Here is a 14,757-nt window from a genome sequence, read left to right on the forward strand (position 1 = left end):
ATTATACTACAACCTATAAAACATCGACCATAACTTACAAGTAAAAACCAACAACTAACAACTATCAACCAACAACTAACAACTAACCACCAACAACCAACAACTAACCACTAACAACCAACAACTAACCACCAACAACTAACCATTAATTATCCTTATTCTTCAAAGCTTGTCGAGAAGCCCATTGTAGCAGGCTAGGAAATAATTTATTGAATCCTTGGGAAACATTTGCCGAACCTACTAATACCTCAGATTTATGGTGGTTAACGGCATCCCAAATAGCATTTGCTACATCTTCAGGCTTCTCCACACCAGGTAATTTTAAGATATTTTCAAGTTGTTCTCGACGGCTTTGAGCATCCTGTTCGTCGTTTCCGCGAAAAACAGTTCTCTCCATTAAACTACTTTTAATTAAATTTGGGTAAATACCGCAAACGTGAATACCTTTGGGTTTTAATTCCGCCTGTAATGATTCTGTTAAACCTGTAACAGCAAACTTACTAGTACAGTAAGGGACTAGGTATGGTGTTGCCGCTTTGCCACCAATAGAACTGAGATTTACGATAGTTCCTTTTTTGCGTTGGAGAAAATGAGGCAAAAGGGCGTTAATTGTATGAATATAACCCCACAAATTTAGATCTATAATGTCGTGCCAATCGCTTAGTGAAAAAGCTTCTACGGGACCTTCTGCAAATCTACCTGCATTGTTTATCAATACATCAATATATTCAAAACGCTCCAATACTTTTTCCACCAATGTATTGACTTGTGATGCATCTGTCACATCACAAGAAACTATGAGTGGTGCTTGGTGACCGAGAGTTTGTATTTCTTGCGCTACGCTTTCTAAAAGCTCAATACGACGTGCAGTCAGTACAAGATCGTATCCCTTGCGGGCAAACAGAAGCGCGGTTGCTTTTCCTATACCTTGAGAACTACCTGTAATAAGTACTGTGGGAGCCATAGTCTGGTGCTAATAAACTCTATTGACTGTCTATTAGTGTGAGCAACAAAATTTTAGAAACCTTCCGACTCCCGTTAGATCTTTCCTACTTCTTCTCTCTTCCCATTGTTTCGTTGAGACAAGGTAATATTTTAATACCTGAGTTCGACGTAAAAAAGACTATTCGCGCCACGCTTCGCTATCAGGGCTGGCTCCCCAACCTACGTATTTTCGTATTTTTAAGCAAAACCTACGCAGTATTGAATCAGAATTGAGCGCTCGCATAAGACCAAAAAATTTACAACTATTACGATTTCAAAATCCAGCCAATTCATCTGCATTCTCGTAGGGAGAAAACTTTCACATCTTCTTTACATCCGGTGTTGGCATTGGACTTGTTCAAGCTCCCAAGTAGCTTACTAGAAGCTTACTCCCGAACTGCCAAAAGGTTACCGAATAACGTAGGTAGGGCTATACCACACATTCGCTGTTGGTTTGTAGTGCCCACCCTATAAAAATCGGTAATTTTGGAGCAGAAAGGGAGTAATGCATTAACATCTGCCTAGATTGCATAAATTGCATAAGACCAAAAAACTTGCAACTACTATGATTTCAGATGCAGCAATTCGTCTGCATTTTCGTAGGGAGAAAACTTTCACATCTTCTTGGTTTAGTTAGATTCATTCAAGGAAGTAAAAAATGACTCATTCCAATCAACCTCGGACAACAGGTAGAAGCATAGTACTGCTCCGTGAAAACGCGGTTAATGAAGGCGTCAGAACACTAGCAAGCACAACTCGCACTAGAGGTACAGACGACATTGTCAGCTTTGAGAATCTCGGTGTAGCGGTGGTGGATGTTCCACCAGAAGAATTGGCAGACGCTAGCGGTGACGATAGCCCAATTTTAGCTGTTGAGCCAGAAAGGTATGTTTATGCTTTAGGTGAGCCTACCAGTAAAATGACCGCAGCACGAAGTGTTACATCTCAAGCCGAATTTGACGAATCACACGTGACTTGGGGCTTGCAGGCAACAGGAGTGGCAAATTTAAAGCCAAATGTTGATGGTAGTGGCATTCGTGTGGCGATTCTTGATACAGGTATAGATTTTAAACACCCTGATTTCCAGGGAAGGAGCATCGTCAGTAAGTCCTTTATTGACGGCGAAGAAGTGCAAGATGGAGATTCTCACGGGACTCATTGTGCGGGGACATCTTGTGGTTCCAACAAACCCAGTCAGTTACCTCGTTATGGAATTGCTTACAATGCATCTCTCTATGTCGGTAAAGTTCTCGCCAACGATGGTTCTGGTTCTGATTCTTCAGTGCTCCAAGGTATTGAATGGGCGATCGCTAACAGGTGCGACATTATTTCCATGTCTCTGGGTGGTTCAGTAGAACCAGGAGAACCATTCTCTCAAGTTTATGAAACTGTTGCTAAAAGAGCGCTTAACAGAGGTACTTTAATTATTGCCGCAGCTGGTAATTCTAGCGACCGAAACAACGGAATACGTAATCCAGTTAATTCTCCTGCAAACTGTCCGTCGATTATGGCAGTTGCAGCTTTAGATTCCCAACTTCAAGTTGCCTATTTTTCCGACGCCGGAATTAATCCAGACGGAGGTCATGTTGATATTGCAGGTCCTGGCGTAGATGTCTACTCTAGTGTTCCATTACTAGGTAAGTATGACCGTTTTAATGGCACCAGTATGGCTACGCCACACGTTGCTGGGATAGCTGCTCTCTACGCTCAGGTCACTGGACTCAGAGGACGGGAACTTTGGTGGATTCTGACTCAAAATGCTCAGCGCCTAGACCTATTTACATCCGATGTTGGCATTGGACTTGTTCAGGCTCCCAAGTAGATTATTGCATCAGCATTTTAGATTTCTTAATCATTCTAGAGTGTAGTTTGACAAACAATCCCAGTCAAATGCCTACTCTCAAATAGTGCGTTTACTTGTGATTATACAGTCTAAGCACTATTTTAGAATAGATCCCTATTGTGGCAATATGTAGTTATCAGGGCAGTGCCCTGCCCTGGCAACTGATAATCAGAACCAATATGTTCGGATTCAGCCAAGCGAGCGGAGGAGTTGCTCATGTCCACGGTGAATATTGTCGTTTCTGTAGATGACGAGCATTTACACCAGATTTTAGACGCAGTCACAAATCTACAAGCAGCTGGCATGAGTGTGGAAAATGTGATGCCAGAGGTTGGAGTTATTTCTGGCTCGGTTGATTCTACACAACTAGAAACCCTCTCTCAGATAGAAGGTGTTGCTGCTGTAGAAATTTCTCGAAATATGAGAGCTATTTAAATGTGTTTCATAAGCATTCAACTGTCAGCTGCGTATAAGAGCGGACAGGAATTAGCATCGGTTTGGTAACTCTTAATGAGACAATAAATATGAGAAATTAGACTTGCCTAGTTTGGCAACCAGCCCAAAGGAATATTGTCCATGTGGAAACGAATTGCATTCATTTTGCTATTGGTGTTTAGTTTCAGTCTCAGTCATTCTGATGTAGCGATCGCAGCTGGTCTCAAAAGCTATGTTGACACTACTGAGGGCTATGAGTTTTTATATCCTAACGGCTGGGTGCAAGTTAAAGTCGCCAACGGACCCGACGTGGTTTTTCATGACATCATCGAAACAAGTGAAAATGTCTCTGTCGTGATTAGCCCTGTTCCAGAAGGTAAAACTCTAAAAGAACTGGGAACACCCGGGGAAATCGGTTACAAATTGGGAAAAAATGCCCTTGCGCCTGAAGGATCGGGTCGTGAAGCTGAATTAGTCAATGCTCAAGAACGAGAATATAACGGCAAGACTTACTATAAATTGGAGTATTTGGTTAAATTTCCCGGAAATCAACAACGCCACAACATTACCAATGTAGCAGTCAGCCGTGGTAAGCTTTTCACCTTTAACGCTTCCGTTCCTGAAAAACGCTGGCGCAGAGTTCAAAAATTAATCGAAGAATCTGTAAATTCTTTTTCTGTATATTAGTTAATGGTTAGTAGTTAGTTGTTAGTTGTTGGTTGTTGGTTGTTCTACTAACTACTAACCACTAACCACTAACCACTAACAATTTTTTATGTACACTCCACCTTTTGTACTAGCGTCTGCTTCTCCTGCAAGACGCCGTCTTCTTCAAACAGTTGGAATTGAACCCATAGTTCGCCCCAGTGATTTTGATGAGTCTCAAGTTCAATTGAGCGATCCCGCAGAACTGGTGCAAACGTTAGCGAAAAAAAAAGCAGCAACTGTGGCTCCCCAGTTTCAATATGCTTTAGTCATGGGTTGTGATTCTGTTTTATCTATAGGGGGAGAAATTCATGGCAAACCTGCAGATGCAAAAGAAGCACGCCAACGCTGGCAAAATATGCAAGGCACTTTTGGCGACCTTTACACGGGTCATGCGTTAATCGATCTCTCTCAAAATATTAGGTTGGTGAAGTGCCAGGTTACAAGAGTTTACTTTGCAAAACTTGAACCAAGCACGATTGATGCTTATGTTGCTACCGGAGAACCTCTCAAATGTGCTGGTGCATTTGCACTTGAAGGTTATGGTAGTTTGTTTGTGGAAAAAATTGAAGGTTGCCACAGTAATGTTATCGGATTGAGTTTACCCCTGCTGCGGCAAATGTTAGAGGAACTGGGGTATAAAATTACAGATTTTTGGAAAAATAGTTAGTTGTTAATTGTTAGTGGATAGTTGTTAGTAGAACAACCACTAACCACTAACCACTAACCACTAACTATTTACCATAATAAAAAGCAATTTCTTTTTCTTTCAAAGGGGCAAAACCTGCGTCTTCTAGCATTTGATTGAGTTCTGCTTGGGGAATGTGTTTTGCTCCAATTCTCACAATGCGCGATCGCATTGTATTTGAGACCCCACTGCGCTGTCTGTTTGCTTCTAGTCCCATGACTTTCTGATACAGCTCCAACTTAGCGGGAGGAATGGCAGAACCATCGAAATCAATTCCGCGTGCGATCGCTTCATCAATTGCATCAGCACCCTTGGTCGTTTGATCGTTTTGGTTAATTTCAGTTGTCATGACAAAATTGGAGCACAATTACTCAGTAAATTTTACCAAGTATTGTGGACATGCAGATACCAAAAACTATAACCTTTTTACATATGTAGCTTTTTATTATATACATTTTACGCAATTTCCAAGAAAATAGCTTCTACTGAGGTAAGCACTTTGTCTTATATTTAAGTATATTTGCTAATTTTTGCTCAAACGATTGCTATACGCTTGTCACTTTTAGAGCTTTTGGTTTAATCTCAAACCAACGGTAAAGCAATAGGTTGCGCTATGTCAGACCCTCACACTCCTTATAAAAAAGACCGTGTCTTAGAAAAAGCTCTCACCAACAAAATCATTGATGATTATTTTGATAACTCAGAAAGTTGGTTGCGAGCGATTCTGCGGATGTGTATTTTTTCCTTAGCCCACTTCGATGGACAACCAGTATTTGTCGTAGAATGTCCCAACCAAGCAGTAGCTAAGCGGCTGAGTCGCAAAATCTACCCTTTTAGAGGGATTGTATACTTTTTAACTGATAACTTTAACGCTGGCGATCGCTCCCTTTTCTGCTACCGGGATACTTCTACAGGGGCTTGGCGTTGTTTTGATACTAGCACAAGCTCTTGGAAAACTTTGAGTTATCCACAAACACCTGCTACACCAACTGAGTAATGGTTAGTTGTTGGTTGTTGGTTGTTGGTTGTTAGTGGTTAGTTGTTGGTTGTTGGTTGTTAGTGGTTAGTTGTTGGTTGTTAGTAGACGCAATAACCACTAACCACTAACCACTAACCACTAACCATTTCGCTTAGTGACTAAACCACCAACGAAAGCGCCTAAGATAGTTCCTGTCCAGAGTCCAGTTGTGCTTCCTTGCCATATTGCGCCTGGAGTTGTCCAAGCACCACACATCTGTTTCCATCCCCATGGTTGATTTTGGCACTTCTGATTGTGAAGGCTCAGGGTGATTTGTCCCCCCACATAACCACCAAAAAACCCTGAGAGTAAAGCTAAAAAAGTACAGATTAAGATTCGGTTTTTCATTGTTAATTGTTAATTGCTAATAGCTAATTGCTAATTGCTAATTGTTAATTCAACATTAGCCATTAGCCATTAGCCATTAGCCATTAGCCATTAGCATCAACCAGTATTTCTCATTCCGGCGGCGATACCGTTGATTGTTAACAATGCTCCCCGCAGTAACTCACCTTTGCTGTAACGAGAGTGAATAACTCCGGAAGTCACGTTTGTTCGGGCTTGACGCAGGCGTTTGAGGAGGGATACCTGTATAAATCCTAATGGCACAATTGTACCATTGCGGAGTTGTACGGAACGCTGCAATGTCGGATCTCCGTCTAAAAGTCGTTGATGCCCTGTAATTTGCAAAACAAAATCCCGTGTCAGGTAGTACTCGCTGGCAATTTGCTCAAAAACCTTTTCCAAACGGGCTTTGTCTTCTGGTTCTGATAATTCGTCAACATAATGTCGCGCCATTTGCAAGTCTACCTTTGCCAAAGTCATTTCTGCTTTAGAAATGACCATTTTAAAGAAGGGCCACTTAATGTAAAAATACCTTAGTAATTTCAGGTGTTCTTCTGGTTCCTCGTTTAAAAATTCTTGCAAAGCTGTACCCATACCGTACCAGGAAGGTAGCAAAAATCTAGTTTGCGTCCAGCTAAATACCCAGGGAATTGCTCGCAAGCTACTTAAGTCTTTTTTACCAGAAGGACGGCGTGCCGGACGCGAACTGATTTGCAACTGGCTGATTTCTTCGATGGGCGTAACTTGATGGAAGAAGTCAATAAAATCAGGCTGCTCGTAAATTAGAGCGCGGTAGTGTTTGCGCGATCGCGCTGCGAGTTCTTCCATGATCTCATTCCAGGGTTGAATATCATCAAACCCAGTTCGCAACAAACTCGCTTGAATCACGGCAGTGGTGATTGTTTCTAAATTATAAAGTGCTAAGTCTCTCAAAGAATACTTAGAAGCTAAAACCTCTCCCTGTTCCGTAATTTTTATCCGCCCGTTGATACTGTGTCCGGGTTGAGCCAGTATAGCCTCATATGCCGGACCACCGCCACGTCCTACGGAACCACCACGCCCGTGGAAAATCCGTAAAGCTACACCATATGCTTCCGCTACTCCTTGTAGAGATTTTTGAGCTTTATGAATTTCCCAGTTACTGCTCAAGAAACCAGAATCTTTGTTGCTATCAGAGTACCCCAACATCACCTCTTGTAAGTTAGGCGTTAGTGGGGAACGAGTGGCGGGGAATTTCTCCTTGTCTTCTTGTCCCTTTATCTCCTTATCCTCGTTGTTTGCTGCTGCAAAACCACCAGCCAACAAAGCACGATACAGCGGTAAGGCAAACAGTTGCGTCATAATGCTGGTTGAACGACGTAAATCTTCCACCGTTTCAAACAGGGGAACGACTTGGATGGTGCCAATAGCAGTACCGGGATCGTACAGTCCCGCTTCTTTGCTCAGTAGCAATACTTCCAGTACGTCGCTCACTTCGCGGCACATACTGATAATGTATGTTTGACAGATATTTTGACCAAATTCTTGTTGTAGCGATCGCACTACCCGTAAAGTTTGAATGACATCGTTTGTTTTTTCCGAAAATGGCAGTTCTGCTGGAATCAACGGGCGGCGGGTTTGAAGTTCTGCTGTCAACCAAGCGACTCTTTCTTCTTCGGATAACTCATTGTATGGAACTTTCAGAACTCCAAGGTATTCCAAAATTTCATTTAAAGTGTCTGAGTGACGGGTAGATTCTTGGCGAATATCTAGATGTGTTAAGTTAAAGCCAAAAATTTCTACCTGACAGATCAGATTTTCTAATTCTTTACAGCTTAAACCTGTTTCTGTCAAGTTCCGTTCTATTAGGCGCAGTTCTGCTAAAAATTCGTCTCCCGATCGATACACGGGGGAATTTTCATTCGTTAATTTTTCGCCTTTGTAAAGAGCCAAATTGCGATCGCGTGTATTTTCTAACCGTTTTTGGACGTAGGACAATTTGAGCCTGTAGGGTTCTTGGCGATAGCGCAAAGCCAGTTTATCGTAGACTTCGCTCAATTGAGACTGTTCGTGCTCCAAGGATTCCAGTAAATCTGGCAAAACATCACTCCAGTGCAGTGATAAACTGAGCAAGTTAATCAGTTGCTTGATTGACTTGATATACCTTTCCAAAACGATATTGCGTTGGTAACAAGCTGTCTGCCAAGTTATTTCCGGCGTAACTGATGGATTTCCATCGCGATCGCCACCCACCCAAGAGCCAAAGCGACAAAAGTTTCTGCTTGGTGGTTCTAACCATGGAAAAGTGTTAGCTAAAGCGTATTTAAACCGTTTGTACAGATGTGGAATTGCATCAAAAATCACCTCTTGGAAGTAATGCAAGGCATAGTCTACTTCATCTAGCACCGAAGGTTTAAACTGATGAAGTTCGTCGGTACGCCACCACAAGCGAATTTCCTCAAGCAATTGGGATTGTAATTCCTCTACTTCCCATGGGTATCCGCCCCCCTTCAGGGATGATTTCGGCACGTCTTGAGCGAAGGAAATTGAACACGAGGGATTCCCAGCAATATGTTGCTCGTTAAAAGAGCGCTTTTCCACAGAGTCCAGCTGTTGTAGGAGTTGTACGACTCGGCGCTGTTTGTCGCGAATTGTATGACGAACTATTTCTGTTGGGTGAGCCGTAAACACCAACTGCACGTCTAAGTGTGCTATTAAACGTTGAATTTGCTGCGGCGGTACATTTAGCTTAAATAGCTGGGGAAACAAAGTTGTAAAAGTGCCTTTCTGTTTTCCTTGGGAAGTTGCCTGCCAACTTTTTGTAAGGATATCTGCTCCCAATCCACTGTTCAGTGGTGCTTCAGCTTCTTCTTGATTTGAGGAATAAATAAAATTTGGTAGAGTTTCTTGCGTTTTTGCTTCTGTTGCTACCTCATAGCGGCTTAATTGCTGTCTTTGTTCGTAATCCTGCTCTATGATATTAATCAGCTGAAAATACAACGCAAAGGCACGAGCTGCCCGAATTGCTTCATTAATATTGAGTTGCTCGATTAACTTAGATACAGAGGAGGCTTGGTTATCTATTGCTTGTCCTTCTGGAGAACATAAATCTCGCAGCTGCCGTAATAAGTCCACCATCTTTTGACCGCATTCTTGTCGGAGAACTGACTCCCACAACTCCTCTACAATTTGGAGGCGATGGCGTAGAAACATTTCGGAGGCGGGGTAGATATTCACATCCTGAGATGAATAAGAGTATAAAAGGAAACTCATACCTTTAGTGGGTTAAGGAAATTAATATCTCTAATATTTCTCGAATTTGGAGATTTCCAGTCATGGAGTTTGCCACAGATTTTTCAACGGCAAGAGTATATTTTTTAACTTTTGTTTGTTTCGCTTTGGTCTGGGAAGTTGAGAATGGGGAGGCGATCGCCTCGAAACAATTCTTCACTAGCTTCACCGATCGCATACAGGGTTTCTACGGTGGTTTTTGAAGCTAGTAACAGCAGTAGTATAGACGCTGTACCAACTTGTAAGAGGGCATACTGAGGGATGGTAAACAAAAGTAGGTCTAATCCAGTGTCAGAAGAAGATTTAGAGGTTATGGGCGGCATTGGTATTTCTTCCTGTAGAAAGAATAAAAGCAATGAAACGAAAAAATCAATATGAAGAAGGCAGAAAGCAGAATTAACCTGACAAAACTATCTTTGCCGATTTTCTGAGAAAAGAAGGTAACAGAAGTATTAAAAAAAGTTACATATTGTGCTTCTATGGTTCTAGTTTACAAGGGATTAGCAATTAAAAGTTGGGAATTAGGTACTAAATCAGTGGCCAGTCTATCAAAAACACGCGACCAAAGCGATTTAAAGACACACGATTTCTCCGCTTCCGGAGGTTTTTAGATGAAAAAACTCTTACCAGTTAGCCAGCAATCCTTATTGCAATGGGTAAGCCAAGCAACAGGGATTAGCACTTTCGGGGTAAAAATCCGATTGCGAGGAAATGACCTGCACATTCTCTGTGAAGGTCCGGAATGCCCTCAAAAGTGGCAAACTCTGTCTGACTTGCTGACAGCACTACAGCAAACAGATTTGGATGTGCTGACAAGTGCAGAGCAACCCGCAATTTACCAAGTTCTCGTCTACGGACGCAGAAAAGGGGACAAGAAACCCGAATGGTGTCACAGGGTGCATCTCAATCAATTGGATCGGCATCTCGAACAGGTGCATCAATCGCTGTTACAAGACGTTGAAAAATCTGGGATCAAAAAACCAGCCGCAGTCAGTCCGGGTGGGGCGCTTATTGTTTCTAACGAGAGTTTGGCACGCCAAGGACAGCCAGACGCCATTGCGCGTTACCTCAGCGAAACCATGAGTGCTTTTGGTGTGTCCGTGGAAGTTAAGGTTATTCAGCAGAAGGTAACAGGACAAACCGAGCAAAAAGAAAGCCGCCTGTGGATATTCTGTGAGTCGAGTTACAGCCCCGATCCATCTTTAATTGGCGAACCAATAGCCCAAAAATTAAGGCACCTAAAGCTTTCTGGCTATCAAGATGCTGTAATTGCCTCGCGAGTGAGTGGTGAACCTGCCCTAGATTGGCTGTTGCGGGTAGATTTGACACCATCAGAGGTGATGCTTCGAGAATGGGCGCGTTGGGGGGATATACAGGCAATTTCAATGCTGCTGAATGAGACTTTGGCAGAGTTGAAAATTGCTGTAAAAGCCACTCTAAAAGAAACAACACTGCATATATTTTGCACTCCAGCTTTTGACCCATTGGGCACTGCTACTGCACCAGAACAGGCATTGTGCTTGGAAAAAATCAAACCTCTTTTGCTCTTAGTTGCCCCTCAAGGTATTGTGGCGGTTGCTATATACGGACGCAAAACAGCCACAGATAACAAACCTGCTTGGGTAGATTGGTCTACTTTACCTGCTAGTGAGAATCCAAACTTTACAGCATCCGCTTTAGAGTTGGCGACGACTGGAGATGAACCTGCCCTCGTCTTCTTACTCGAGCGTCTGCTCAATCCTGACTTAGATTTACGTCTGAAAACAGGTGGTCTTCGCGTACTCCTACGGCGCAAAGAAGATTTGTTACACGTTATGTGCGACGCACCTGTTTGTCCTGCACGGAAACAAGTAGCAAGTAAAATTGCCCAGTTTGTAAGTCAGTTAAAAATTTCTGGTGTTATAGGAATACGGATTTACGGTCGTCGGGCTGGTAATAAGGAACCTTTCTGGAACTACGGCGTTGATTTTGAGGAACGCCAGCGCTTAGTACCGGAAGCTACTCCAGAATTTGCTGCTACTTCTGCGTATGTTGGCGAACTGCTTCCGGCTACAGATAGCGAACCAGTTCTTCGTCCCGATTTAACACCAGAGGAAGTTCAAACTTTTGTTGCACAAGTCGCACGGGATTGGAGCACTTCTGTCAGAAAGTTTCTTATCGGAACACATTTATTTGCTGACAACGACCACTTCCAAGCAGAATCAGCCAATTCACAAGGAATACGCGTGGCTTTGGTTTGGGGAGCACTGGGCTTAATTCTGACGTTACAATCAGATTGGGTTTTGGGTAGAATCATTGCTCGCAATACACCACCAACCCCGACAGTTGCAAATGTTGCATCTGCTTCCTTTAGGTTCTCTAAGAACAATGGTAACGAGCAGGGTGACAGTGCAATCTTTTTTACCAACACGTCTAAAGCTTCGCGTAATAATGATGGTTTTAATTCGTCGGGATTTACACAACCAAGCAACGACGAGCAAGACACAACTCTAGAAATTGCACCTGTCAAACAAAGGGCAAATTCAACTGCTATTCTCTTGGCAGCACGTTCGCAAATGCCAAGTTTTAATGCCCGTCAGTTGGATGAACAACTCGTACTTTACAAACATCGTTTGCAAAAAAAAGGTAGCCCACCTGATGTACTGATTATTGGGTCTTCCCGTGCTCTTAGGGGAATAGATCCAAAAGCTCTTTCTGAAGCTTTAAAGAAAGAAGGTTACTCGGATGTTGACGTATTCAACTTTGGGATCAATGGTGCTACAGCACAAGTTGTTGATTTTATCCTTCGTCAAGTTCTTGAACGATCGCAACTACCAAAGCTGATTCTTTGGGCTGATGGTTCCCGTGCTTTTAACAGCGGTCGGGAAGATATGACTTTTAAAACAATTGCGGCATCAGCAGGATACCAGAAAATGTTAGAAAAAGCACACTCTAAAAAGGATGAAAGTGCGATCGCAGCTGGACAGGAACAAGAAACAACAAAGATAGCTAAAAAAGAAAGTTTTATTGGCTACAAAGCTGTTGAGGGATGGCTCAATCAAGGAATAGGCAATTTATCTGCTAGCTACCAACAACGCGATCGGCTCAAACAACTCTTAAACCAACAACTAAAATCTTTACCAGGATTAAATATTAATTTAATATCAAATAGCACAAAATTAAATCAAACGGAATCCGCAGAGGAGAATTTACAGCAAGCAGTTGATTTTGATGGATTTTTACCATTGTCCATCCGCTTTCAACCTGACAAATACTACAGCCGACACCCAAAAGTTCTTGGTAGTTATGACAACGACTACAAATATTTCAGGCTTCAAGGGGAACAAGAGAACGCTTTGCGATCGGTACTCGCATTTACCGAAACTCATAACATTTCCCTAGTGTTTGTGAATATGCCTCTCACTGCTGAGTATCTGGACTCCATGCGGTTGAAATATGAGAAAGAGTTTCAGAACTATATGTTGAGCTTAGCCGGACACCCAAACTTCGTTTACCGGGATTTGAGTCAACTTTGGCCCAAAGCCAACAATTTCTTTTCCGATCCCAGTCACCTCAATCGTTATGGCGCATATGAAGTTTCTAAAAAGCTAGCCAAAGACGCAATGATTCCTTGGCCAACTCAGTGACCAGTGACCAATAACAACTAACAATTAACCAATAACCACTAACAACTAACTATTAACCACTAACCAATAACCAAAAATGAATTTAATATCAATTTTATACGGGCTATTTTTGCTTAGTGTTCTAGGAATATACTGGTCTGTAGGAGAACAGAAATTGCGCTTGTGGACTTTACTTATTGCTAGTGTTGTTTTTTATGCTTCTTTAGGGGAAGGCAATTCTAGCGCAACGGTGTTGCCTGCACAAATTCAGTATATTCCTTTGTTATTTGCATTAATTTATATTAACTTTCGTTTGGGACGAGAAATTGGTGAAAATACTTCTCCCGGACAACATAATTTGGATTGGCAACTTTCTAATGAAGATTGGCGTTTTGTCCAAGTTGATTGGAACCGTCGTCGTTTAAATCTTTTGTGGTTTGGTGTAGCTTTAAATGTTTTGCTACTACTTATTTTTAAGTATTTACAGCCTAGCTTAAATTTTTTATTTCATAGTTCTACGCATACAAATTCTACGTCTGATTCTTTTAAATTAATTGCTCCTTTAGGAATTTCTTTTTTCACTTTTGAATGTATTTCCTATTTAGTTGATGTCTATCGTGGTGCGCCAGCTACTAAGGATTTTCTGAAATTTACAGTTTATAAATTTTTCTTTGCCAAACTCATTTCGGGACCAATTACTCGTTTTCATAGCTTAAGCAACCAACTTCAAAATCTCCGCTTTCCAAGTCCTGATGTGGTTGCAGAAGGATTGTGGCTCATTGCTAAAGGTGCTGCGAAAAAACGGATTTTAGCAGACCATTTGGGAATTTTTGTGGATTTGTGTTTTGGTAATTTACCACAGGCAGGTAGCGTAGATTTATGGTTAGCGACATTTGCTTATGGCTTGCAATTGTACTTAGATTTCAGCGGCTATGTTGATATCGCCCGTGGTAGTGCTCTGCTCTTTGGTTTGGTTTTACCAGAAAATTTTAAATCTCCTTATTTCAGTACTAGCATTGCTGATTTTTGGCGGCGTTGGCACATGACTTTGGGCGATTGGCTGAGAAATTATCTGTACTTCCCTTTGGGAGGTTCTCGCCAGGGTTTGGATCGGACTTGCGTGAATTTATTGATTATCATGTTAATTGCTGGCATTTGGCATGGAGCCGCATTGGGTTTTGTGGTTTGGGGTTTGTTTCACGGGTTAGCCTTGATTGTTCACCGTCTCACGGATGCTATTAGCGATCGCCATGAGGATTTGGAAAACTTTTGGCACAAGCCACTGGGTACATTTTTGGCTTGGCTGCTTACGCAACTCATGGTTTTCACTTCATGGATTTGGTTCCGCTTGCCGAATCTAAATGACTCCTCTTTCGTCTTTCAGCGTCTTTTCGGTTACCCAGCCAATGCCCAATTTGCTCAAAAGGTATACGTAGAAGCCCTCAACATCAGTCAGTTCCAACTGATGGTTCTGCTAGGTGTTTTAGCTACCCTAATGGGTGTGGTCTACGCTTTCAAGCAGACTTTGAAGTTACAATTCAACTGGCCTCTCAAGCTTGTGTTTGTACCTTTATGCCTGTACGGTGTCTGGCTGCTTGCCCCAGATGGCAGTTTACCTTACATCTACTTCGACTTTTAATCTGTGTGATGGGCAATGACACCATAAATTTTTGTGTGTGGTGGGCAATGCCCACCCTACACAGATTTCAAAATATACATAAGTAAAACTAATTTTATGTATAAAAAAATTAAATGTTATATGAATAGTTCAAATTTAGTAAATTCATGTACAGTCAGAATAATACAGGACTAAATTAATCCTGTGTTGCATTTAGTTAAGCAATTTAAGCACTCATAACAAAAT

General features: G+C 42.0%; 12 protein-coding genes. 7 read left to right on the top strand and 5 right to left on the bottom strand.

Translation table 11 applies throughout. The features are described from left to right. Positions 1-145: 145 nt before the first annotated feature. On the bottom strand, positions 146-964 hold the full coding sequence (locus tag F7734_RS40760; RefSeq protein WP_155750107.1) for an SDR family oxidoreductase: 819 nt from the start codon (positions 962-964) through the stop codon (positions 146-148). A gap of 678 nt (positions 965-1,642) precedes the next feature. Between F7734_RS40760 and F7734_RS40765 the strand changes: the two genes are divergently transcribed. The 4 genes from F7734_RS40765 (at position 1,643) to F7734_RS40780 (ending at position 4,637) form a co-directional block, all read left to right on the top strand. Then, the gene (locus tag F7734_RS40765; protein ID WP_155750108.1) at positions 1,643-2,806 is read left to right on the top strand and encodes a S8 family serine peptidase; all 1,164 of its coding nucleotides are present in this window, start codon (positions 1,643-1,645) and stop codon (positions 2,804-2,806) included. 237 nt (positions 2,807-3,043) lie between these two features. Next, positions 3,044-3,262, top strand: a complete 219-nt coding sequence (locus tag F7734_RS40770) for a ketohydroxyglutarate aldolase (RefSeq protein WP_155750109.1) — start codon at positions 3,044-3,046, stop codon at positions 3,260-3,262. Between the two features lie 141 nt (positions 3,263-3,403). Then, on the top strand, positions 3,404-3,949 hold the full coding sequence (psbP, locus tag F7734_RS40775; protein WP_155750110.1) for a photosystem II reaction center PsbP: 546 nt from the start codon (positions 3,404-3,406) through the stop codon (positions 3,947-3,949). An 88-nt stretch (positions 3,950-4,037) separates the two neighbouring features. Then, positions 4,038-4,637 carry a nucleoside triphosphate pyrophosphatase gene (locus tag F7734_RS40780; protein WP_155750111.1) on the top strand — a complete coding sequence of 200 codons (600 nt, stop codon included), beginning with the start codon at positions 4,038-4,040 and terminating at the stop codon, positions 4,635-4,637. 64 nt (positions 4,638-4,701) lie between these two features. On the opposite strand, the gene F7734_RS40785 is transcribed toward F7734_RS40780, so the two are convergent. Continuing rightward, entirely contained in the window at positions 4,702-5,004 is a 303-nt protein-coding gene (locus F7734_RS40785; RefSeq protein WP_155750112.1) for a DUF4090 family protein, read from the bottom strand. Positions 5,005-5,268: 264 nt separating this feature from the next. Here F7734_RS40785 and F7734_RS40790 point away from each other — a divergent pair, with 264 nt between their 5' ends. Then, the gene (locus F7734_RS40790; RefSeq protein WP_155750113.1) at positions 5,269-5,652 is read left to right on the top strand and encodes a hypothetical protein; all 384 of its coding nucleotides are present in this window, start codon (positions 5,269-5,271) and stop codon (positions 5,650-5,652) included. Between the two features lie 120 nt (positions 5,653-5,772). Here F7734_RS40790 and F7734_RS40795 read toward each other — a convergent pair whose 3' ends face one another. The 3 genes from F7734_RS40795 to F7734_RS40805 all read right to left on the bottom strand — a co-directional run bounded on the left by F7734_RS40795 (position 5,773) and on the right by F7734_RS40805 (position 9,611). Next, a complete protein-coding gene (locus tag F7734_RS40795; RefSeq protein WP_155750114.1) occupies positions 5,773-6,021 on the bottom strand; it encodes a hypothetical protein in 249 nt (82 codons plus the stop codon). 96 nt (positions 6,022-6,117) lie between these two features. After that, positions 6,118-9,270 carry a phosphoenolpyruvate carboxylase gene (ppc, locus tag F7734_RS40800; protein WP_155750115.1) on the bottom strand — a complete coding sequence of 1,051 codons (3,153 nt, stop codon included), beginning with the start codon at positions 9,268-9,270 and terminating at the stop codon, positions 6,118-6,120. A gap of 104 nt (positions 9,271-9,374) precedes the next feature. After that, entirely contained in the window at positions 9,375-9,611 is a 237-nt protein-coding gene (locus tag F7734_RS40805; RefSeq protein ID WP_155750116.1) for a hypothetical protein, read from the bottom strand. 288 nt (positions 9,612-9,899) lie between these two features. On the opposite strand from F7734_RS40805, the gene F7734_RS40810 reads away from it, so the two are divergent. Beyond that, positions 9,900-12,914, top strand: coding sequence for a DUF1574 family protein (locus tag F7734_RS40810; protein WP_155750117.1), 3,015 nt, complete (start codon positions 9,900-9,902; stop codon positions 12,912-12,914). Positions 12,915-12,990: 76 nt separating this feature from the next. Continuing rightward, positions 12,991-14,532, top strand: a complete 1,542-nt coding sequence (locus tag F7734_RS40815; RefSeq protein WP_155750118.1) for an MBOAT family protein — start codon at positions 12,991-12,993, stop codon at positions 14,530-14,532. Positions 14,533-14,757: the final 225 nt, after the last annotated feature.

This window comes from Scytonema sp. UIC 10036, assembly GCF_009725235.1.